Source organism: Poseidonocella sedimentorum, from assembly GCF_900116005.1.
Lineage (GTDB): Bacteria > Pseudomonadota > Alphaproteobacteria > Rhodobacterales > Rhodobacteraceae > Poseidonocella > Poseidonocella sedimentorum.
The window spans coordinates 211,085-231,875 of sequence record NZ_FOYI01000003.1 but is presented as its reverse complement, the minus strand read 5'-3'; the positions used below and the strand labels follow the sequence as shown (position 1 = coordinate 231,875).

15 protein-coding genes are annotated in these 20,791 nt (G+C 66.1%); 6 read left to right on the top strand and 9 right to left on the bottom strand.

What is annotated here, in order from left to right:
• Nucleotides 1-9: 9 nt before the first annotated feature.
• Both BM353_RS06510 and glyA read right to left on the bottom strand, forming a co-directional pair.
• The gene (locus BM353_RS06510) at nucleotides 10-768 is read right to left on the bottom strand and encodes an alpha/beta fold hydrolase (protein ID WP_092078116.1); all 759 of its coding nucleotides are present in this window, start codon (nucleotides 766-768) and stop codon (nucleotides 10-12) included.
• 96 nt (nucleotides 769-864) lie between these two features.
• Nucleotides 865-2,160 carry a serine hydroxymethyltransferase gene (gene glyA / locus BM353_RS06505; protein WP_092078509.1) on the bottom strand — a complete coding sequence of 432 codons (1,296 nt, stop codon included), beginning with the start codon at nucleotides 2,158-2,160 and terminating at the stop codon, nucleotides 865-867.
• A gap of 135 nt (nucleotides 2,161-2,295) precedes the next feature.
• Between glyA and BM353_RS06500 the strand changes: the two genes are divergently transcribed.
• The gene (locus BM353_RS06500) at nucleotides 2,296-3,060 is read left to right on the top strand and encodes an NAD kinase (protein ID WP_092078113.1); all 765 of its coding nucleotides are present in this window, start codon (nucleotides 2,296-2,298) and stop codon (nucleotides 3,058-3,060) included.
• A gap of 18 nt (nucleotides 3,061-3,078) precedes the next feature.
• Here BM353_RS06500 and BM353_RS06495 read toward each other — a convergent pair whose 3' ends face one another.
• From BM353_RS06495 to BM353_RS06485, 3 genes are all read right to left on the bottom strand, one after another.
• Nucleotides 3,079-4,782 (bottom strand): bifunctional diguanylate cyclase/phosphodiesterase, encoded by a 1,704-nt coding sequence (locus tag BM353_RS06495; RefSeq protein ID WP_143104112.1) that lies wholly within the window; start codon nucleotides 4,780-4,782, stop codon nucleotides 3,079-3,081.
• A 148-nt stretch (nucleotides 4,783-4,930) separates the two neighbouring features.
• Complete coding sequence (locus tag BM353_RS06490; RefSeq protein ID WP_092078108.1) at nucleotides 4,931-6,829, bottom strand: propionyl-CoA synthetase; 1,899 nt, start codon at nucleotides 6,827-6,829, stop codon at nucleotides 4,931-4,933.
• A gap of 124 nt (nucleotides 6,830-6,953) precedes the next feature.
• Entirely contained in the window at nucleotides 6,954-9,233 is a 2,280-nt protein-coding gene (locus tag BM353_RS06485; RefSeq protein ID WP_092078105.1) for an NADP-dependent malic enzyme, read from the bottom strand.
• A gap of 199 nt (nucleotides 9,234-9,432) precedes the next feature.
• Here BM353_RS06485 and BM353_RS06480 point away from each other — a divergent pair, with 199 nt between their 5' ends.
• A complete protein-coding gene (locus BM353_RS06480; RefSeq protein WP_092078102.1) occupies nucleotides 9,433-10,065 on the top strand; it encodes a hypothetical protein in 633 nt (210 codons plus the stop codon).
• Here the strand turns inward: BM353_RS06480 and BM353_RS06475 are convergent.
• The gene (locus BM353_RS06475) at nucleotides 10,029-11,228 is read right to left on the bottom strand and encodes an MFS transporter (RefSeq protein WP_245759587.1); all 1,200 of its coding nucleotides are present in this window, start codon (nucleotides 11,226-11,228) and stop codon (nucleotides 10,029-10,031) included. The genes BM353_RS06480 and BM353_RS06475 overlap by 37 nt on opposite strands.
• Complete coding sequence (locus tag BM353_RS06470; protein WP_092078100.1) at nucleotides 11,218-12,396, bottom strand: pyridoxal phosphate-dependent aminotransferase; 1,179 nt, start codon at nucleotides 12,394-12,396, stop codon at nucleotides 11,218-11,220. Before BM353_RS06470 ends, BM353_RS06475 begins: the two co-directional genes overlap by 11 nt.
• 247 nt (nucleotides 12,397-12,643) lie before the next feature.
• Between BM353_RS06470 and cysS the strand changes: the two genes are divergently transcribed.
• From cysS to BM353_RS06455, 3 genes are all read left to right on the top strand, one after another.
• Complete coding sequence (gene cysS / locus BM353_RS06465) at nucleotides 12,644-14,143, top strand: cysteine--tRNA ligase (protein ID WP_092078097.1); 1,500 nt, start codon at nucleotides 12,644-12,646, stop codon at nucleotides 14,141-14,143.
• 193 nt (nucleotides 14,144-14,336) lie between these two features.
• The gene (gene cimA, locus BM353_RS06460; protein ID WP_092078094.1) at nucleotides 14,337-15,980 is read left to right on the top strand and encodes a citramalate synthase; all 1,644 of its coding nucleotides are present in this window, start codon (nucleotides 14,337-14,339) and stop codon (nucleotides 15,978-15,980) included.
• Nucleotides 15,977-16,741: a squalene/phytoene synthase family protein gene (locus BM353_RS06455; protein WP_092078092.1), complete on the top strand. Its 765-nt coding sequence runs from the start codon at nucleotides 15,977-15,979 to the stop codon at nucleotides 16,739-16,741. Before cimA ends, BM353_RS06455 begins: the two co-directional genes overlap by 4 nt.
• On the opposite strand, the gene BM353_RS06450 is transcribed toward BM353_RS06455, so the two are convergent.
• Nucleotides 16,685-17,479: a glutamine amidotransferase gene (locus BM353_RS06450; RefSeq protein WP_092078089.1), complete on the bottom strand. Its 795-nt coding sequence runs from the start codon at nucleotides 17,477-17,479 to the stop codon at nucleotides 16,685-16,687. The genes BM353_RS06455 and BM353_RS06450 overlap by 57 nt on opposite strands.
• Before the next feature lie 13 nt (nucleotides 17,480-17,492).
• Nucleotides 17,493-19,067, bottom strand: coding sequence for a glutamine-hydrolyzing GMP synthase (gene guaA / locus BM353_RS06445; protein ID WP_092078086.1), 1,575 nt, complete (start codon nucleotides 19,065-19,067; stop codon nucleotides 17,493-17,495).
• Nucleotides 19,068-19,245: 178 nt separating this feature from the next.
• On the opposite strand from guaA, the gene BM353_RS06440 reads away from it, so the two are divergent.
• Nucleotides 19,246-20,787, top strand: a complete 1,542-nt coding sequence (locus BM353_RS06440) for a trimethylamine methyltransferase family protein (RefSeq protein ID WP_092078083.1) — start codon at nucleotides 19,246-19,248, stop codon at nucleotides 20,785-20,787.
• Nucleotides 20,788-20,791: the final 4 nt, after the last annotated feature.

Sequence of the window (20,791 nt, the reverse complement as noted above, 5' to 3'; positions counted from 1 at the left end):
GCCCGGGGGTCAGGCGTCGAAGAAAATCCGGGCGGTTTTCTCAAAGGCTTTCGGCTCTTCGGCGTGAAGCCAATGCCCCGCGTCGGGCAACTTGGCAAAGCGCGCCGCTGGGAAGAGCGCCCGGATGACAGGGCGATGCTCGGGCAACACATAATCCGACGTCCCGCCCGACAGGAACAGAACCGGCCCGTCGAACTGGCCGGCGAATTCGGGAAAACTCAGGATCTTGGGCATTTCTTTGGCGAGTACGTCCAGATTGAGATACCAACGCTTTTCACCCACATCGAGCGACTGGGTGAAAAAGCTCTGCAAGGCCGGAGCGACCCCAAGCGCCGCAAGCTGCTCGGCCGCATCCGATCGCCGGCTTACCCGCCCAAGATCCACCCGGCGCATCGCATCGACATACGCCATCTGGCTGTGGCCATACGCCACCGGCGCGATATCGGCCACGAGAACCCGGCGAAGCAACTCGGGCCGCGTGAGCGCCAGAGCCATCGCCGCCTTGCCGCCCATGGAATGACCGATGATATCAACCGGCCCGTTTTCGGCCTCGATCACCTCCGCCAGATCGGCCGCCATCTCGGGATAGCCATGGCTGTCGAACCAAGGGCTCTGACCATGGTTGCGCAGATCGACCGCGATGACCTCGCGATTGTCGCTCAAACGCTTGGCGATGACGCCCCAGTTGCGCGCCGAGCCGAATAGCCCGTGGACAATCAAAAGCGGCGGCCGCTCGGTCGGACGGCCATGTCTCACCGTGTTCAGCACCAGATCACCCCCATGCTCAGGCGCTCACCGCTCGCCCCGGAAAATGATCAATCATTTTCCGGCCCGTTTTCTGATCGATCAGAAAACGCTCCCTGCTCACAGCGCGGGATAGATTGGAAAGCGGGCGCAAAGTTCGGCCACCTCGGCCTTCACCTTCTCTTCGACCGCGCCGTTGCCTTCGGGACCATTGGCCGCGAGCCCATCGACGACCTCGACGATCCAATCCGCGATCTGGCGGAACTCGGCTTCGTCGAAGCCCCGGGTTGTGCCTGCTGGTGAGCCGAGGCGGATGCCGCTGGTCACGGTCGGTTTTTCGGGATCGAAAGGCACGCCGTTTTTATTGCAGGTGATATGCGCCCGCCCGAGCGCCTGTTCTGTGGCATTGCCCTTCACCCCTTTGGGGCGCAGGTCCACCAGAAGCACATGGGTGTCCGTTCCGTGGGTCACCGTGTCGAGCCCGCCCTTGATGAGCTGGTCCGAGAGCGCCTTGGCGTTGGCGATCACGCGTTTGATGTAATCCTTGAACTCAGGTTGAAGCGCCTCTCCGAAGGCCACCGCCTTGCCCGCGATCACGTGCATCAGCGGCCCGCCCTGAATGCCGGGGAAGATCGCAGAGTTGAATTTCTTGGCCAGCGCCTCGTCATTGGTCAGGATCATCCCGCCGCGCGGGCCGCGCAGGGTCTTGTGCGTCGTCGTCGTCGCCACATGCGCGTGCGGGAAGGGCGAGGGATGCTCGCCCGCCGCGACCAGCCCGGCGAAATGGGCCATGTCCACGTGTAGATAGGCGCCGACGCTGTCGGCGATTTCGCGCATCCGGGCGAAGTCGATCTGCCGCGGAATCGCTGAGCCGCCGGCGATGATGAGCTTGGGGTTGTGCTCGGCCGCGAGCCGCGCCACCTCGTCGTAATCGAGCAGGTTGTCCTGCCGCCGGACGCCGTATTGCACCGCGTTGAACCATTTGCCGGACTGGTTCGGCCGCGCGCCGTGGGTCAGGTGGCCACCCGCGTCGAGGCTCATGCCGAGGATCGTGTCGCCCGGTTGCAGCAGCGCGGTGAAGACGCCCTGGTTGGCCTGGCTGCCGGAGTTGGGCTGGACGTTGGCAAAGGCGCAATCGAACAGTTTGCAGGCCCGCTCGATCGCAAGGTTTTCCGCAATATCAACATATTGGCAGCCGCCGTAGTAGCGCCGCCCCGGATAGCCTTCGGCGTATTTGTTGGTCATGACCGAGCCTTGGGCGGCCATGACGGCTGCCGAGACGATGTTTTCGCTCGCGATCAGTTCAATCTCGTCGCGCTGGCGTCCCAGCTCGAGTGTGATCGCTTCGAAAATCTCCGGGTCGCGCTCCTCAAGGGATTGCGTGAAAAACCCGTTCGTTGCCATCTTGCCGTCCATCATCACACTCCTCGATCTGGTGCTCCTGCTCTAGCGCAACACCCCGGGATGCGGAAGACCCCCGTTGCGCGGCACGCTGGCGCATGGGGCGCGATTGTGCTTTCTGGGCCTGTAGACCACGCGAAGGGCCGCCACATGACCGATCTCCGGATCGCATTTCTCGCGAGCGACACCCCCATTGCTCAGGCCGCCAAGGCGACGTTGGAAGCGCGCTATGGCGCGAGCCAGCCGGAGGGGGCGGATGTGATTGTCGCTCTTGGCGGCGACGGGTTCATGCTCCAGACGCTCCATGCCACGCAGGACAACCCCGCGCCGGTTTACGGGATGAACCGGGGCACGGTGGGGTTCCTGATGAACCAGTATCATGAGGACGGGCTGCCCGAACGGCTCTCGGCCGCGGCCGAGGAGGTCGTCAACCCGCTGCACATGCGCGCGACGCGGCGCGACGGCTCGGTGCAGGAGGCGCTGGCGATCAACGAGGTCTCGCTCCTGCGGCAAGGCCCGCAGGCGGCCAAACTGCGGATCACCGTGGACGGGCGGCAGCGCATGGAGGAGCTTGTCTGCGACGGCGCGCTTCTGGCGACGCCAGCCGGCTCGACCGCCTATAACTACTCGGCCCACGGGCCGATTCTGCCGATCGGTGCGGATGTTCTGGCGTTGACGGCGGTGGCCGCGTTCCGGCCCCGGCGCTGGCGCGGGGCGCTCATTCCCAAGACCTCGCACGTGCGGTTCGAGGTGCTGGGGTCCGAAAAACGGCCCGTGATGGCGGATGCGGATGGCCGGTCGGTGCGCAATGTCGCGGCGGTGGAGATCCACTCGGAGCCCGGTGTGCGCCACCGCTTGCTCTTTGATCCTGGCCATGGGCTCGAAGAGCGGCTCATTCGCGAGCAGTTCGTCTGAACCGCAGCCCCCGGGTCGTCAGCTCACGTGCTGACCCTTGGTCTGGCCTGCGATGAATTCGAAATAGGCCGAGGCGGGCAGGGGTTTGGCGAAGAGGTAGCCCTGGCCAAGCGCGGCCCCGGCTTCGGACAGGAATCGGCGCTGCCAGTCCGTCTCGATCCCTTCGGCGACCACGTCGAGGCCGAGGTTGGCGCCGAGCGAGATCAGCGCACGGACGATTTCACGATCGCGCGGGCTGCGGGCCAGACGTTCGACGAACTGCCGGTCGATCTTGAGGATGTCCACGGGCCAGGAGCTCAGGTGCGCCAGCGAGCCGTAGCCCGTCCCGAAATCGTCGAGCGCGACGCGCACGCCCTGATCGCGCAGGGTCTGGAGCACGCGGCGCATCTGGCCCTTGCGGTCCTCCAGAACGATATTTTCGGTGATCTCCAGCGTGAGCGAGGTGGAGGGCAGACCGGCGGCGGCGAGCTGATGGGTGATGTCGAGCAGCTGGTCGGGCTCGCCCACGTCGGCGGCGGTGACGTTGAGGCAGACCTGTCCGATGGTGGCGCCCTGGACGTGCCATTCCTCCAGCGCGCGGGCCAGCCCGTCGACGATGCGGCGGGTCAGCATCGGCGCGATGGAGCGATCCGAGAAGGCGCCCGCAAAGGCGGCGGGCGATTTGATCTCGCCGTCGGGCATCTTCCAGCGCGCAAGCACCTCAAGCCCGTAGGGCACGCCGGTGTCGAGGTCGAGAATCGGCTGGAAGAAGGGGATGATCTCGCCCTTCTGCAGCGCGTCGGTAAAGCTGGTCTGGAAGGCGCGGTGATCGTAGAGCCGGTCGAGCGAGGGCTCGTGATGCACGGTCTGGTTGCGGCCCATGGCCTTGGCGGCGGCGAGCGCCACGTCGGCCTGAGTCTTGAAATCCTCATAGCTGAGCGTGCGATCCCTGCGCGTGGCAACGCCGATGCGCAGCCGCCCGAGCTCAGGAAACCCGAGGGGGTGAATGCCATCCTCATAGGCCTCGCGCAGCAGCGCGATGATCGCGTCGGTGCCGCGGGTCTGGTCGATGAGCAGAAGCGCGAAGCGGTCATCGCCGATCCGGCCCGAAAGCGCGCCCGTCCCGGCGACCGATTTGACCGCATCGGCCAGCGCGAGCAGGTAGTCATCGCCGGTGCGGGGGCCGAGCCGATCGTTGATGGTGCGGAAATCGTCGATGTCGATGTGCAGCAGCGTGGCGCGGTCGGCCTTGGCCAGCCGGCATTGCGCCTCCTTGTGAAACGGGGTCGCCATGAGCACACCGGTCAGCCCGCAGCATTGGGCGGCGTGTTCGACCACGGCGCGCTGCTGTGACAGGGCGGTCTCGCGGCGGGTGAGCTCGCGCTGGCGCCGCTCGAAGGTCAAGGCCTGGGCGATGGGCAGCGAGAGCGCGCGCAGGGCCATGGCCCCGGCGGCAGAGATGCGCGGCGCGTTGAAGAGGTTCAGGGTGAGATCGGAGATGAACTCGGCATCGAGCGAGAGGCTCTGTTCAGGGAGGCGATCCGTGGTGGCGCCGGGCGTCTGCGCCTCGCCGAAACGGGCCAGCTCGGCCATCTCCGGGCCGGCGCCCTGCGTGAGGCTGGCGGCGTTGGCCTGGGTCACGGCGGTTGCGGCGGCCAAAACGGCGGTGAGCTCGCGGCCGATGGTGCTCGCGAGGTCCGGGCGCGTGGGGAAGGCCCCGGGGGATGCGACGGTGTCTCTCATCTCGGCAATGGCTCGAATTGTTGCGGACATCGCCAGCCTATCGGGCGAGAGCTTAACGATTTGTTGCCGAACGCATGAAATATGGCCGGATTCCGGCGAAAAACCTTTCTAAAACAGTCGCTTTTCAGAGGTTGTTAACCAAGGCGGATCAGGTTGGACTTTTGGGGTACCCTAAAATAGCGAGGGCGGCGCGGATGTCGTCGAGGATGGTGGGATCGTCGATCGTGGCCGGTGTGGCGACCTCGAGCCCGTCCGCGAGCTTGACCATCGTGCCGCGCAGGATCTTGCCAGAGCGCGTCTTGGGCAGCCGGTCGACCACCGCGCAGAGCCGGAACGCGGCCACGGGGCCAAGCTCGGCCCGTACCTTGGCGATGCATTCGGCCGCGATTTCGTCATGCGCGCGCGCCGCGCCCTTCTTGAGGCAGACCAGCCCCAGCGGCAGTTGTCCTTTGAGCGCATCGGCGACCCCGATGACCGCGCATTCGGCCACGTCGGGATGCCCCGCCAGCACCTCCTCCATGCCCCCGGTCGAGAGCCGGTGGCCCGCCACGTTGATGACATCGTCGGTCCGGGCCATGATGTGGACGTAGCCGTCCTCGTCGATCAGCCCCGCATCCCCGGTCTCATAATAGCCGGGGAAGGTGGTGAGGTAAGAGGCCTCGTACCGCGCATCCGCGTTCCACAGGGTCGAGAGCGTCCCTGGCGGAAGCGGCAGGCGGATCGCGATCGCGCCGAGCGCGCCGGGCGCGACCTCATGCCCGCCCTCGTCGAGCACGCGGATGTCATAGCCCGGCATCGGGACCGTGGCGCTGCCGTGTTTGATGGGGAGCATCTCGATCCCCGTCGGGTTGCCGGCGATGGTGTAGCCGGTCTCGGTCTGCCACCAGTGATCGATCACCGGCACGCCGAGCTTGTCCTCGGCCCAGTGGATCGTGTCCGGGTCCGCCCGCTCGCCCGCAAGGAACAGCGCGCGCAGGGAGGAGATGTCGTAGCCCGCCAGTAGCGCGGCCTCGGGATCGTCGCGTTTTATCGCCCGGAAGGCGGTCGGTGCGGTGAAGAGCACCGAGACGCCATGATCCTCGATCACCCGCCAGAACGTGCCGGCATCGGGCGTGCCGACGGGTTTGCCCTCGAAAACCACCGTGGTGTTGCCGTGGATGAGCGGCGCGTAACAGATGTAGGAATGGCCCACGACCCAGCCCACATCCGAGGCCGCCCAGAAGACCTCGCCGGGGGCCACGTCATAGATGTGTTTCATCGTCCAGTTGAGGGCGACCAGATGGCCCGCCGTCGGCCGGACCACGCCCTTGGGCGCGCCGGTGGTGCCGGAGGTATAGAGGATATAGGCCGGGTGGTCGCCGGGCACGGGGACGCAGTCGGCGGGCGCGGCGCTCAGCGCGAAGGCCTCCCAGTCATGATCACGGCCCGGGGTCAGCTCCGCGCGCTCCTGTTCGCGCTGGAGGATGACGCAGAACTCGGGCTTGTGCGCCGCGATCTCGATCGCGCCGTCGAGCAGGGGTTTGTAGTGGACCACTTGGCTGGGCTCGATCCCGCAGGAGGCGGCGATGATCGCCTTGGGCGTCGCGTCGTCGATCCGCACCGCGAGCTCCTTGGCGGCGAACCCGCCGAAAACCACCGAATGCACCGCGCCGATCCGCGCGCAGGCCAGCATCGCCACCAGCGCTTCGGGCACCATCGGCATGTAGATCACGACGCGGTCGCCCAGGCCCACGCCCTTCGCGCTGAGCGCGCCAGCGAGGCGGGCGGTCCTGTCCTGAAGCTCGGCGAAGGTGAGGCGCGTGACGCTGTTGGTGACGGGGCTGTCATGGATGATCGCGACCTGATCGCCGCGCCCGGCGGCCACGTGCCGGTCGACGGCGTTGTAGCAGGCGTTGACGCGCCCGTCGGCGAACCAGCTGTAGAACGGCGCGCGCGTGTCATCGAGGGCGCGGCTCGGCGCGCGATCCCAGTCGATGGCCCGGGCCGCCTCCAGCCAGAACGCCTCCGGGTCCGATTTCCAGCGCGCGTAAGTATCCTTGTAACTCATGACCGCCTCCCCACGACATGATCTTGCGCATGGGTTGTAGGCCGGGGCGGACAGGGGGGCAAGAGCCGCGCGCGCCGTATCGCCGCCCCCCCGGATCGGGCCCCCGGGATCGGGCCCCGCGCCGCTACCCGTAGGTGGCGACCGGGGTCCCGGCGATGGCGGCCATGTTGAGCAGACCGCGCGGGGTGATGGAGGGCGTCACGATATGCGCGCGGTTGCCCATGCCCATGAGGATCGGCCCCACTTCGATGCCGCTGGTCTTCATCTTGAGGATGTTGCGCACGCCCGAGGCCGCGTCGGCATTGGCGAAAATCAGCGTGTTGGCGGCGCCTTCAAGGCGGCTTCCGGGCATGATCCGGTCAGCGATGGCGGAATCCAGCGCGGTGTCGATGTTCATCTCGCCCTCGTAGATGAAATCGACGCCCTTGCAATCGAGAATCTCCAACGCTTCCCGCATCTTGGGGCCCGTTCCTCCATCAAGATTGCCGAACTGGCTGTGCGAGCAGAGCGCGATGCGCGGCTCGATGCCAAAGCGGCGCACATGGCGCGCGGCGCCGATGACGGTCTCGGCAAGCTGCGCTGGCGTCGGCTCGTCGCGCACGTGGGTGTCAGCAATGAAGAGCGGCCCGTCTTCGAGGATCATCATCGACAGCGCGCCATGCGGACGCAGGCCGCCGCGCCCAAGAATGTCTTCCAGGTACTTGAGATGCCAGCGATATTGCCCGAAGCAGCCACAGATCATGCTGTCGGCCTCGCCGCGCTCGACCATGATCGCGGCGATCGCGGTGGAGTTGGTGCGCATGATCGCGCGGGCCAGATCCGGCGTCACGCCCCGCCGCGCCATCAGCTCGTGATAAGTGGTCCAGTAGTCGCGGTAGCGCGGGTCATCCTGCGGGTTGACGATCTCGAAATCGATCCCCGGCCGCACCGTGAGGCCCATCCGCTCGCAGCGCTGTCCGATGACGTCGGGCCGGCCGATGAGGATCGGCTTTTCGGTGGTCTCTTCAAGGATCGCCTGGGCCGCGCGCAGCACGCGCTCGTCCTCACCCTCGGCAAAGACAAGCCGGCGCGAGGCGGTGGCAGCGGCGTCGAACACCGGTCGCATCAGCAGGGCAGAGCGGAAGACCGAATGGTTGAGCTTCTCGATATAGGCGTCCATATCCTCGACCGGACGGGTGGCCACGCCGCTCTCCATCGCCGCCTTGGCCACGGCCGAGGAGACCACGCTCACAAGCCGCGGATCGAAGGCCTTGGGGATGAGATAATCGGGGCCGAAATTCATGCTCTCGCCGTGATAGGCTTCGGCCGCTTCGGCGCTGGTGGTGGCGCGCGCAAGCTCGGCCAGCCCGTCGATACAGGCAAGCTTCATCACGTCGTTGATCTCCGTCGCGCCGACATCGAGGGCCCCCCGGAAGATGAAGGGAAAACAAAGCACGTTGTTGACCTGATTGGGATAATCCGAGCGCCCCGTGGCGATGATCGCATCCGGCGCGACGGCGCGGGCGGCATCTGGCATGATCTCGGGGTACGGGTTGGCGAGGGCGAAGATGATCGGCTGGGTCGTCATCCGCGAGACCATGTCCGGCGTCAGCACGTTGGGACCAGAGAGGCCAAGGAAGAGATCGGCGCCGTCGATCACCTCATCCAGCGTGCGCTTGTCGCTGGCCTGGGCATAGGCGGCCTTTTGCGGGTTCATGTCCTCCGCGCGGCCCTCGTAGACCAGCCCGTGCACATCGCAGAGCCAGACGTTCTCGCGCTTGACGCCCATCTTCACCAGCATGTCGAGACAGGCGATGCCCGCCGCGCCCCCGCCGGTGGAGACGATCTTGATGTCCTCGAAGGCTTTGCCGGCCACGAAAAGCGCGTTTTTCGCCGCCGCCCCGACGACGATCGCGGTGCCGTGCTGGTCGTCGTGGAAGACGGGGATGTTCATCCGCTCCTTGCAGATCCGCTCGACGATGAAACAGTCCGGGGCCTTGATGTCTTCGAGGTTCACCGCGCCGAAGGTGGGCTCCAGCGCGCAGACGATATCGGCCAGCTTTTCCGGATCGCTCTCATTAAGTTCGATGTCAAAGCAATTGATTCCGGCGAATTTCTTGAAGAGCACGGCCTTGCCCTCCATCACCGGTTTCGACGCGAGCCCGCCGATGTTGCCAAGGCCGAGCACCGCGGTTCCGTTGGAGACCACCGCCACCAGATTGCCGCGCCCGGTAAAGCGCGCCGCGTTGGCCGGATCGGCCTTGATCTCAAGGCATGCCTCGGCCACGCCGGGCGAATAGGCGCGGGTCAGATCGCGGCCGTTGGCCATGGGTTTGGTGGCGCGGATCTCCAGTTTGCCGGGCTGGGGAAATTCGTGGTAATCCAGCGCCGCCTTGCGGGCGGTGTCGTTGGTTTGATCGCTCATCTCGGTCCTTCCGGCATCTGTCTTGTCCCGCGCGCTGGCGTCCGGGGCGGCGCGCTTTGGTGCAGCGTTAAGCAATTTCGCGCCCGAGGGGAAGGGTGGTTTGCGCGGAGCTTCCCCTTGCGTCACTTTCGCGTCCGTCGCGGGCGCGGCAGAGCGCGGGGCTGGACCCGGGGCCGCGCGCACGGCTAGAACGGGCGCGATGATGATCTTCTTCGAGGCCAGGCTGGTGTTTTTCGCCGTGCCGAAAACCGGATCGACGGCCTATCACGCCGCGCTTTCGGAGCGCGCGGATATCATCTTTCGCAATCGCCCGGGCCTCAAACACACCAACACGCGGCGGTTCGATCGCGAGATTCAGCCTTTCTTGCGCGATATCTACGGGCTCCGGCCGGAGCGGCTGGCGCTGATGCGCGCGCCGCTGGATCATCTGGCGAGCTGGTATCGATATCGCACCCGGCTGCCCGAAGGGGCACCCAAATCCACCGCCGGGATCAGCTTTGACGCCTTTGTCGAGGCGAGCCTGTCGGACGCGCCGCCGGCGTTTGCCGATGTGGGCAGCCAGCTTGGGTTTCTGACCAACCGGGAGGGGGCGCTGCGGGTGCATCACCTGTGCGCGTCGGAGAACACGGCGGCGGTGCTGGGCTTTCTGGAAGCGCGGCTCGGCGGGGGGATCGAGGTCGCGCGGCGCAACGTTTCGCCGCCGGCTGAGACGCAGCTCGACCCGGGGCTGGAGGCAGAGTTTCGCGCCGCGCGTGCGGCGGAGTTCGCGCTCTACGAGCGGGTGGCCGAGAGCGGTTATCTGCGCAGCGAGATGAGCTTGCCGGCGCGCTGACGCAGGTAGAGCGGCAGCAGCACCAGCGGGACGATCAGGATGGAAAACCCGATGGCGCCGAAGGCCGTCCCGAGCCCGTAGGCTTCCGACAGAAAGCCGATGATCGGCGGGCCGATGAAGAAGCCGAAATAGCCGATGACGGAGATTTCCGCGATGGTGCGCGCGCGGCCGGCGTCCGTACAGTCGCGCCCGGCGAGCGCATAGGCCATCGGGCCGATGACCGAAATGCCGAGGCCGAGAAGCGCGAAGCCGAGGTAGGCGATCCAGATCGTGGGCGCGAGCGCGGCCAGAAGACCGCCGCAGGCCGCGAGCAGCGCACCGCCGCGCATCAGCCCGACCTCGCCGATCCGCGCCACCAGCGTCTGGCCGAAGATGCGCCCGAAGCCCATCGTGAGCCCCAGAAGCGCCGGCCCAAGCGCGCCGCCCGAAGCCCGCGCGCCGAGGCCGCGTTCGAGATAGAGCGCCGACCAGCCTTCCGTGCCCTGTTCGGCGAGGTAGGCCAGCAGGATGATGAACCCGAGCAGCACGGTCGGCAGCAGCGCCAGCCCGCGCCGTCCGGCCTCATCGGCACCTGCCGGCGGGCGCTCGACGGTGAGGCGGGTTTGCGCGCGGATCAGCATCAGGCTGACCAGCCCGAGTGCGGCGAGGATGACCACGGGGCCGAAGCCGAGATCGCGGGCGACGCCGCAATAGAGCGCCGAAGCGGCATAGGTCACCGAGAACAGACCGTGGTTGAGGCTCATGAGCGAGCGGCCCGTGCGGCGCTCGACCTCCGAGAGCCGGGCGTTCATCAGCACGTCGAGCGCGCCGGAAGCGCAGCTGGCGCAGAGCATGGCGAGGGCAAAGGCCCAGACCGTCGTGGCAAGGCCCGGCAACAGGAAGGCAAGCGCCAGAACGGCGGTCATGGCGGGCAGGGCGCGGCGCCCCAGGGCCGCATCGATCCGCGCCGCCACCCACATCGCCATGAGCGCGCCCACCGCCGCAACCAGCATCGCCACGCCGAACTCCGCATCCGACGCCCCCACGCGCGCCTTCAGCACCGGCACGAGCGCGGCGAAGCTGCCCCAATAGATCCCGATCGCGAGGAAGGCCGCCGCGACCGGCCAGGAGGCGGCGAAATCGGCGCGCATGCCGCGCGGCATCGGGACGGTTTCAGGCGGCATCGGCGCGCCGATCGGCATACTGGACGAGGGTTTCCAGCGCGCGGCACAGCACGTCATCGGCGACGGTGAGCGCGATGCGGACATGGCCCGCCGCCGCCGCCCCGAAACTCTCGCCGGGCATGACCGCGATCCGGTGGGCCTCCAGCAACCCGCGGGCGAAGGCATCGCCGCTGAGCCCGGTGCGCCGCACATCGACCATGACATACATCGCCCCGTCGCCGGGGACCACGCGCAGCACCGCACTGCGGCCCAGGATCTCGCGCGCGCGGGCGTCGCGGCGGCGGAAGGGGGCGGCGATCTCGTCTTCGAGCTCGGACCCGGCGCGCAGGGCGAAGAGCGCGGCCCGTTGGACGAATCCGGCGACGCCATAGGTCGTGTTGGTGGCGAGATTCGACAGCGCGTCGATCACCGGCTCGGGCGCCACGAGCCAGCCGATGCGAGAGCCGGTCATCGCGTGGCTCTTGGACATCGAGCCGACGACGAGCGTGCGTTCGGCCATCCCGGGCAGAGCGCGCGGCGACAGATGCGCGCCGCGCCAGACCTGCGTGTCATAGACCTCGTCGGAGATCAGCCACAGATCGGCCTCGCGGCAGACTTCGGCGATCTCCTCCAGCGTCTGGCGCGGGTAGACCGCGCCGGTGGGGTTGTTGGGGGTGTTGATCAGCAGCGAGGCCGCGTCCCGGGCCGGGCCGCGCAGGGCCGCACCGCGCGGGAGGAACCCGTCCTCGGGCCCCGCGGCCACGGGGACCGGGACCGCGCCGGCCGAGCGGATCGTGCCGGGGTAGGTGGCGTAATAGGGATCGACGAAGAGCGCCCGCGCGCCCGCGTCACAGGCCGCCATATGCGCCGCAAACAGCGCCGCCTGTCCGCCCGGCGTGATCAGGACCTCCTCCGGCGCGGTCTCGACACCGGTCCGCGCGCTGACCCGGCGGGCGACCTCTTCGCGTAGCGGCGCAATGCCCCGAATGCCGGCATATCCCGTCGCCCCGCCACGCGCGGCATCATGCATCGCCTCAAGAATGCGCGGATCGGTGCGGATGTCATGCTCGCCGATGGTCAACTCGACCACATCGTGCCCCATCGCAATCATCTGCCGCGCGAGGCCAAAGACCTCCCAGCCATCGCTGCCGCCGCCGTTGATCCCGCTGACCCGTGCCGATACCCGCATCTCACCTCTCCGGTTTTCTCCTGCAAGCGCAGAGGCCGCCAGAAAAGTCAATCGCCGGATTGTTCTGCGCCCCATCACCGGATATGATGGCCCGATGAACACTTGCCGCATCTGCATTATCTGCTGCATTCCCGCCTGACCCATCCCGGCGGGCCGTTCTTTTTCGTTTTCTCCCAAATCCGAAGTTGCTAGAGCCCACCGAGGACCATCCTCCGGCCCCGTCCGGACAGCCCCGCGTGAGGACGCCATGACGACAATCAAGCTGCACAACACGTTGACGCGCAAGAAGGACGACTTCGCGCCGATCGACCCCATGAACGTGCGGATGTATGTCTGCGGGCCCACGGTCTATGACCGTGCGCACCTGGGCAACGCCCGGCCCGCGGTGGTGTTCGACGTGCTCTACCGGCTGCTGCGGCATGTCTACGGGGCGGATCATGTGACCTACGTGCGCAATTTCACCGACGTGGATGACAAGATCAACGCGCGGGCACTGGAGAATGTCGCCCCCGATGGCGACGTGATGGCGGAAATCGCCCGGCTCTCGGAACAGACCACGCAGTGGTACCTCGACGACATGGCCGCGCTTGGCGTCATGGAGCCATCGATCCGCGATGACGCGGACCACGAAAAGGCGATGCCCCGCGCGACGCAGTACATCCCCCAGATGGTGGCGATGATCGAGGGGCTGATCGAACGGGGCCATGCCTATGAGGCGGAGGGCCACGTGCTGTTTTCGGTCGAGAGCTACCGCGATTATGGCCGCCTGTCGGGCCGCACGGTCGAGGACATGATCGCGGGCGCCCGCGTCGAGGTCGCGCCCTACAAGCGCAACCCGATGGATTTCGTGCTCTGGAAACCCTCGGACGCCGATCTGCCCGGATGGGACAGCCCCTGGGGTCGCGGCCGCCCCGGCTGGCACATCGAGTGCTCGGCCATGAGCTTCGAGCTTCTGGGCGAGAGTTTCGACATCCACGGCGGCGGCAATGACCTGATGTTCCCGCACCACGAAAACGAGATCGCCCAAAGCTGCTGCGCCCACCCCGGCGGCGGGTTCGCCAAGGTCTGGCTGCACAACGAAATGCTGCAGGTCGAAGGCAAGAAGATGTCCAAATCGCTGGGCAACTTCTTCACCGTGCATGACCTCTTGGAACAGGGCGTCCCGGGCGAAGTGATCCGCTTCGTGTTCCTCTCCACGCATTACCGCAAGCCGATGGATTGGACGGCGGAGAAGGCGCGGGAGGCGGAAGCGACCCTTAAGAAATGGTATGACTTGACCAATGGTTCGGAGCCGGACGCACAAGGGCGTTGGGCTGTGTTGCCGTATTTGATCAATGATCTCGATACACATGGCGCTCTTAACAAAATGCGTGAGCTAGCTCGCGATCGGAACCGGCGTGAAGAGCTTAGATACGCGATGGAGCTTTTGGGATTCGGCTTTCGGAAGGACAATGTTCCTCCCTCTTACTTCTGCTCAGAGCAAAAAGAGTCCTCAGGAGATGGCTATGTCGTCCATGTCTCCTGGACGGGTTCTCTTCCTTCAGAACAACAAGAAGCTCTATTCGCCACGGGTCATCGCCTTTTCAATCTTCGCCAGAAAGCGATTGAAACCGGCGATTTTGCGGACGTTGACACCATGCAGAAGCAACTGAGAAGCGCAGGCGTCGTGTTCAAGGTCTATAAAGACAAAGTGGAGCTCGAGCCGGGTTCTGAATTCAGTCCATCCAAACTGGAGGCGCTGAAATGACCGCCCAGAGAAGAGTGACGCGCCCGAGCCTGGGTGGGCGCTTTGCAGCGCCTGTGGTCTGCGGTTTATCTCAAAAGCATCGGACGACGGCTGAGCGGCACTCGGCATCGCCAATGCGCCCTCCCGCGGGGAGGGGAGGGCGCGGCACGGGGCTGGTCGCCCCGCGCCAAGATGCAATTGGAGAGGTGGTGAAATGACCAAGGAACGCCTCTATCTCTATGACACCACGCTGCGCGACGGGCAGCAGACCCAAGGTGTGCAATTCTCCACAGAAGAGAAGATCCAGATCGCCGAGGCGCTAGACGCGCTCGGGGTCGATTTCATCGAAGGCGGCTGGCCCGGGGCGAACCCGACCGACAGCGCCTTTTTCGACACCCGGCCCCAGACGCGCGCCACCTTCACCGCCTTCGGCATGACCAAGCGCGCCGGGATGAGCGCGGAAAATGACGACGTGCTCGCGGCTGTCCTGAACGCAGGCACGCCGGCGGTCTGCCTCGTGGGCAAGACCCATGATTTCCACGTGGAGCGCGCGCTCGGGATCAGCCTCGATGAAAACCTCGAAAACATCTCGAAATCCATCGCCCATTTGGTCGGCCAATCGCGCGAGGCACTGTTTGACGCCGAGCATTTCTTCGACGGCTACAAGGCCAATCCGGCCTATGCGCTGCGCTGTCTTCATGCCGCGGCGGAGGCCGGGGCGCGGTGGATCGTGCTGTGCGACACCAATGGCGGCACCTTGCCCGCCGAGATCGGTCGCATCGTCGGCGAGGTGATTGCTTCGGGTCTGCCCGGCGACCAGCTCGGGATCCATACCCACAACGACACGCAGAACGCCGTCGCCGGCAGCCTCGCCGCCATCGACGCCGGCGCGCGGCAGGTCCAGGGGACGCTGAACGGGCTCGGCGAGCGCTGCGGCAATGCCAATCTCGTGGCCCTCATCCCCACGCTCCTGCTCAAAGAACCCTATGCCAGCCGGTTCGAGACCGGTGTGACGCGCGAGGCGCTGGCGGGGCTGACGCGGACCTCGCGCCTGCTTGACGACATCCTCAACCGCGTGCCCTCGCGCCAGTCGGCCTATGTCGGCGCCGGGGCCTTCGCCCACAAGGCCGGGCTTCACGCCAGCGCGATCCTCAAGGATCCCTCGACCTATGAGCACATCGATCCGGCGGCGGTTGGCAACGCGCGCATCGTTCCGATGTCGAATCAGGCCGGGCAGTCGAACCTGCGCAAGCGGCTGGGCGATATGGGGCTCAAGGTCGAACGCGGCAATCCCGCGTTGACGCGCATCCTCGATCTGATCAAGGCGCGCGAGACGGAGGGCTATTCCTACGACACGGCGCAGGCGAGTTTCGAGCTGTTGGCGCGGCGCGAGCTGGGGCTGTTGCCGCAGTTCTTCGAGGTGAAGCGCTACCGGGTTACGATCGAGCGGCGCAAGAACAAGCGCAACGAGATGGTGAGTATTTCCGAGGCGGTTGTCGTCGTGACAATCAATGGCGAAAAGACGCTGTCGGTGAGCGAGAGCTTTGACGAGCGCGGCTCGGATCGGGGGCCGGTCAACGCGCTGGCGCAGGCGCTGGCCAAGGACCTGGGGCCGTATCAGTCGGTGATCGACGGGATGAGGCTTGTCGATTTCAAGGTGCGCATCACGCAAGGCGGCACCGAGGCCGTGACCCGGGTCATCATCGACAGCGAGGATGAACACGGGCGCCGCTGGTCGACGGTCGGCGTCTCGCCCAACCTTGTCGATGCCTCCTTCGAGGCCTTGCTGGATGCGATCAACTGGAAGCTCCTGCGCGATCTGGCGCCGGCGGAGAGCGCCGCGCTGATCGACGCGTGACTGTCGAGGCCTGCGCAGGGATCGTCCAGCGCGGCGATCCCGACCGCTTTACCGCGATCATGGCCGGGCCCGTCTCGGCGCGGGCGACCCTTTTCGCGCTTTTTGCCTTCAACGTCGAAGTGGCGCGGGCGCCCTGGGTGACGGAGGAGGCGCTGATCGCCGAGATGCGGCTGCAATGGTGGCACGACGTGCTCGACGAGATTGCGCGGGGCGGGCCGGTCCGGCGTCACGAGGTGGCAACCCCTTTGGCAGACGTGATCGGTTCGGCAGAGGCCGAACTGTTGAAACCCGTCGTCGCGGCGCGGCGGTGGGACATCAGCCCCGAAACGTTTCGCTCTTCATCGAACATTTCGACGCATATCGAACAAAGCGCCGGGGCGCTCTATGCCGCCGGGGCAAGCGCTTTCGGCGCGCAGGAGCTCGATCCCTATCGGCGCTTCGGCTGCGCGGTGGGGATGGCGCAGTGGCTTCGCGCGGCGGCAGAGCTGACCGCGCGCGGGCGCTTTCCGCTTCACCGCGATGACGATGCCGCCATCGTGGCGCTCGCTCAGGGCGGATTGGAGGCGCTCCGCGCGGCACGCGCGGGGCTGCGGGACGTTTCGCTGGATATCAAATCATTGCTGCGCACGGGCTGGCAGACCGAGGCGTTGCTCAGGATCGCGAAAGCCAAACCTTGGGCCGTCCGCGACGGGGCCCTGGCGCTGTCACCCTTCCGCGCGAAACTGAGCCTGATCCGCAGCGCTGTCACCGGCCGGATCTGATCCCGTGCGATAGCGGGCCACGAAACGGCGCAACACTTCGCCCGAGACCGAAACGTCCGCCATGCGGCAAGCGTCGAGAATGCTCTCGACCTCATGCGGCGCGAAATAGCCCTTGTGCCCATAGGCCTTGATCCGGAAATCAAAGACCTCCGCATCGGCCTCGGGGTGAAATTGCGTTGCATAGACATTCGCGCCATAGCGGATCATCTGAAACGGGCAGGGCGCCGAGCTGAGCAGGCTGACGCAGCCCTCGGGCAAGGCCTCGACCGCTTCCTTGTGCCCGACCAGCGCGTGAAACCGCTGCGGCAACCCCTTGAGAAGTGGATCTTCTTCCGCGTCCGGCGTCTGTTCGCACAGGACCGGCCCCACCGGCTCGCCGTATTTGTCCTGACCCACCGGCGCGCCCAGATGATGGCCAAGAATGCCGATGCCGTAGCAGCAGCCCATGAAGGGAATATCGTGCGCGGTGATCTCGGGCATGAGCCCCAGAATCGTCGCTTCGATCCGGGCTTCCACCGGGTCCTTCGACTCAGGCGGATCGCTCACGCAGCCCGGACCACCTCCGACGATCACGCCGGCCACATCGCTCAGGGAGAGCCCGTCGGGCAGGGTCTCATGATCGAGGCAGACGCGAATGGTTTCCTGCGCCTCAAGCCCGCCCTTGGCCAGAATCGCCTCATACTCATTGTCCGATACCGCCCGTTCGGGGCGGAGCTGGAGGATGAGGAAGGGCTTCATCACCGCGCCCCGATCATTCCCATTCAATCGTGCCCGGAGGCTTGGAGGTGATGTCGTAGGTGACGCGGTTGATGCCCGGCACCTCGTTGATGATCCGCGTTGCGGTCTCGCCGAGGAAATCATGGCTAAAGGGGTAATAATCCGCCGTCATCCCGTCGACCGATGTGACCGCGCGCAGCGCGCAGGCGTAATCATAGGTGCGCCCGTCGCCCATGACGCCCACGGTCCGCACCGGCAGGATCGCAACGAACGCCTGCCAGATCTCGTCATAGAGCCCGTGCTTGCGGATCTGGTCGATGTAGACCGCGTCGGCCTCGCGCAGGATTTCGAGCTTTTCGCGGGTGATCTCGCCGGGGCAGCGGATCGCAAGGCCGGGGCCGGGGAAGGGGTGGCGGCCGATGAAACTGGCCGGCAAGCCAAGCTCGCGGCCAAGCGCGCGAACCTCGTCCTTGAAGAGCTCGCGCAGCGGCTCGACGAGCTTCAGCCCCATCTTTTCAGGCAAGCCGCCGACATTGTGATGCGACTTGATCGTGACGGAAGGGCCGCCGGAAAAGCTCACGCTTTCAATGACATCTGGGTAGAGCGTGCCCTGGGCGAGGAAGTCCGCCCCCTCCACCTCGTCGGCGTAGCGCTGGAACACGTCGATGAAGAGCCGGCCGATGATCTTGCGCTTGGTCTCCGGATCCGAGACGCCGTCGAGTTCGCCAAGGAAGAGATCGGCCTCATCGGCGTGAATCACGTGGAGGTTCATGTGATCGCGGAACATCGCGACCACTTCGAGCGCCTCGTTCTTGCGCAGCAGCCCATGATCGACAAAAACGCAGGTCAGCTGATCGTCGATGGCTTCATGGATCAGCGCGGCGGCGACCGAGCTGTCGACCCCGCCGGAGAGGCCGCAGATGACCTTCTTGTCGCCGACCTGCTCGCGAATCGTCTCGATCATCTGCTCGCGGTACGCGCCCATGGTCCAATCGCGCGAGAAGCCCGCGAGGCGGACGAAATTCTCGAAAAGTTTGGCGCCATTGGGCGTGTGGTGCACTTCGGGATGAAACTGCACGGCGTAGAAATGGCGCTCGCTGTCGCCGGTGATGGCATAGGGTGCGTTGGGCGAGACGCCATAGACCTCGAAGCCCGGCGCGAGGCGCGAGACGTGATCGCCATGGCTCATCCAGACCTGTTCGCGGCCATCCGAGAACCAGCCGTCGAGGAGGTCGAGCTGGCCTTCGCGCTGCACGAAGGCGCGGCCGAACTCAGCCGTGCCGCCGCCGCCGGAGATCTTGCCGCCGACGACGAGCCCGCCGAGCTGTTCCATCATGACCTGCTGGCCGTAGCAGATGCCGAGAATCGGCACGCCGTAATCATAGACCTCTTGCGGCGCGCGGGGGCTGCCCGTCCGGGTCACGCTGTCGGGGCCACCGGAAAAGATGATCGCCTTGGGGGCCAGTTCGCGGATCTTCTCCATCGTCACCGATTGGTAGGGATGGATCTCGCAATAGACGCTGAGCTCACGCAGGCGGCGCGCAATGAGCTGCGTGACCTGGCTGCCGAAGTCGATGATCAGGAGGGTTTCATGCGATGCTGTGTTCATGTGCGCTTGCTACGCAAAGCCATGGCCGGTGGCAATCCCCGCGCATCGCTCAGGGCGGGGCGCGGGGCCGGGCATGTCGGTTTTCAACCGAAAGCGCCGCAAATCCGCGCAAGGGGCGGGCCGGGCTCGGCTATGCCCGATATCACCGGAATCGGATCGCGTCTTGAGGAGTGGGCCCATGGCTGAAGCAGAACCGCGCCGCCGCGCACGTGGAGGAGGGGGCGCCGCCCGCCGCGCCGCCCGCACCGCCGTGAGCTTCGAGACCGCGCGATTCATCGAGCGGCGCGTGCCGAATTACGAGATCCTCGACGAGGAGGCGCTGGAGCTGATCGAGGCCAATGCCGATCTGGTGCTTGAGGAAATCGGCGTCAATTTCGTCAACAATCCCGAGGCGCTGAAGCTCTGGAAGGAGGCGGGCGCGGATGTGGAGGGCGAGCGGGTGCGCATCCCGCGGGGCCTTGCGCGCAAGCTGTGCCAGACCGCGCCGTCGCGCTTCACCCAAGTCGCCCGCAACCCGGAGCGCAACGTGGAGATCGGCGGCAAATCCCTTGTGCTCGCCCCGGTTTACGGCCCGCCCTTCGTGCGCGATGCGGAAGGCCGGCGCTATGCGACGATGGAGGATTTCCGCAAATTCGTGAAGCTCGGCTACATGTCCAAATGGTTGCACCATTCGGGCGGGACGGTTTGCGAGCCGACGGATGTGCCGGTTAACAAGCGCCATTTCGACATGCTCCACGCGCATATGACGCTCAGCGACAAGCCTTTCATGGGATCGGTCACCGAGCCGAGCCGGGCGCAGGATTCGGTCGATATGTGCAAGATCCTCTTCGGCGAGGACTTTGTGCAGGACAACACGGTGATGACCTCGCTCATCAACATCAACTCACCGCTGACCTTCGATGACGTGATGATGGGCGCGTTGGAGGTCTATGCGAAAAACAATCAAGCCTGCATCATCTCGCCCTTCATCGTCGGCGGCGCGATGGCGCCGGTCTCGGTGGCCGGGACGCTGACCCAGGTTCTGGCCGAGGTGATGGCGGGAATCGCCTATTCCCAGCTCCTGCGCCCTGGCGCGCCGGTGATCTTTGGCGCCTTCGTGACCTCGATCGACATGAACTCCGGCGCGCCCACCTTCGGGACGCCCGAAGCGAGCCAGATCCTTTACGGCGCGGGGCAACTTGCGCGGCGCATGGGCCTGCCGTTCCGATCCGGCGGGGGGCTCTGCGGCTCCAAGCTGCCGGACGCGCAATCGGCCTACGAGACAGCGCACACGCTCAACGCCGCCTTGCTCGGCGGGGTGAATTTCATGCTGCATGCCTGTGGCTGGCTCGAAGGCGGGCTGGTGTCGAGCTTCGAGAAATTCGTGCTGGATGCCGATCAACTTGGTGTGCTGCACCGGCTCGCCGCCGGGATCGCGCTTGACGAAAACGCCCAGGCGCTCGACGCGATCCGCGAGGTGGGGCCGGGCGGCCACTATCTTGGCTGCGCCCACACCCAGGCCAATTTCAAGGATTCGTTCTGGCGCTCCGACGTGCTCGATTACCGGCCTTTCGAGACCTGGTTCGAGGCTGGTGCGCAGGACAGTTTCGCGCTGGCGTCGGCCCGTGTGGAAAAACTTCTCGGCGACTATCAGGCGCCACCGCTGGATCAGGGCATCTCGGAAGCGCTCGACGCGTTCATCGCGCGCCGGAAAGCCTCCATGCCGGATGCCCTGACCTAAGACG

Coding starts and splice junctions, on each gene's coding strand:
- BM353_RS06475 (WP_245759587.1), bottom strand. CDS start 11,228: ATGCCGCCTGAAACCGTCCCGATGCCGCGCGGCATGCGCGCCGATTTC.
- BM353_RS06490 (WP_092078108.1), bottom strand. CDS start 6,829: ATGAGTTACAAGGATACTTACGCGCGCTGGAAATCGGACCCGGAGGCG.
- cysS (WP_092078097.1), top strand. CDS start 12,644: ATGACGACAATCAAGCTGCACAACACGTTGACGCGCAAGAAGGACGAC.
- BM353_RS06485 (WP_092078105.1), bottom strand. CDS start 9,233: ATGAGCGATCAAACCAACGACACCGCCCGCAAGGCGGCGCTGGATTAC.
- BM353_RS06470 (WP_092078100.1), bottom strand. CDS start 12,396: ATGCGGGTATCGGCACGGGTCAGCGGGATCAACGGCGGCGGCAGCGAT.
- BM353_RS06500 (WP_092078113.1), top strand. CDS start 2,296: ATGACCGATCTCCGGATCGCATTTCTCGCGAGCGACACCCCCATTGCT.
- guaA (WP_092078086.1), bottom strand. CDS start 19,067: ATGAACACAGCATCGCATGAAACCCTCCTGATCATCGACTTCGGCAGC.
- glyA (WP_092078509.1), bottom strand. CDS start 2,160: ATGGACGGCAAGATGGCAACGAACGGGTTTTTCACGCAATCCCTTGAG.
- BM353_RS06495 (WP_143104112.1), bottom strand. CDS start 4,782: ATGAGAGACACCGTCGCATCCCCCGGGGCCTTCCCCACGCGCCCGGAC.
- BM353_RS06450 (WP_092078089.1), bottom strand. CDS start 17,479: ATGAAGCCCTTCCTCATCCTCCAGCTCCGCCCCGAACGGGCGGTATCG.
- cimA (WP_092078094.1), top strand. CDS start 14,337: ATGACCAAGGAACGCCTCTATCTCTATGACACCACGCTGCGCGACGGG.
- BM353_RS06480 (WP_092078102.1), top strand. CDS start 9,433: ATGATGATCTTCTTCGAGGCCAGGCTGGTGTTTTTCGCCGTGCCGAAA.
- BM353_RS06440 (WP_092078083.1), top strand. CDS start 19,246: ATGGCTGAAGCAGAACCGCGCCGCCGCGCACGTGGAGGAGGGGGCGCC.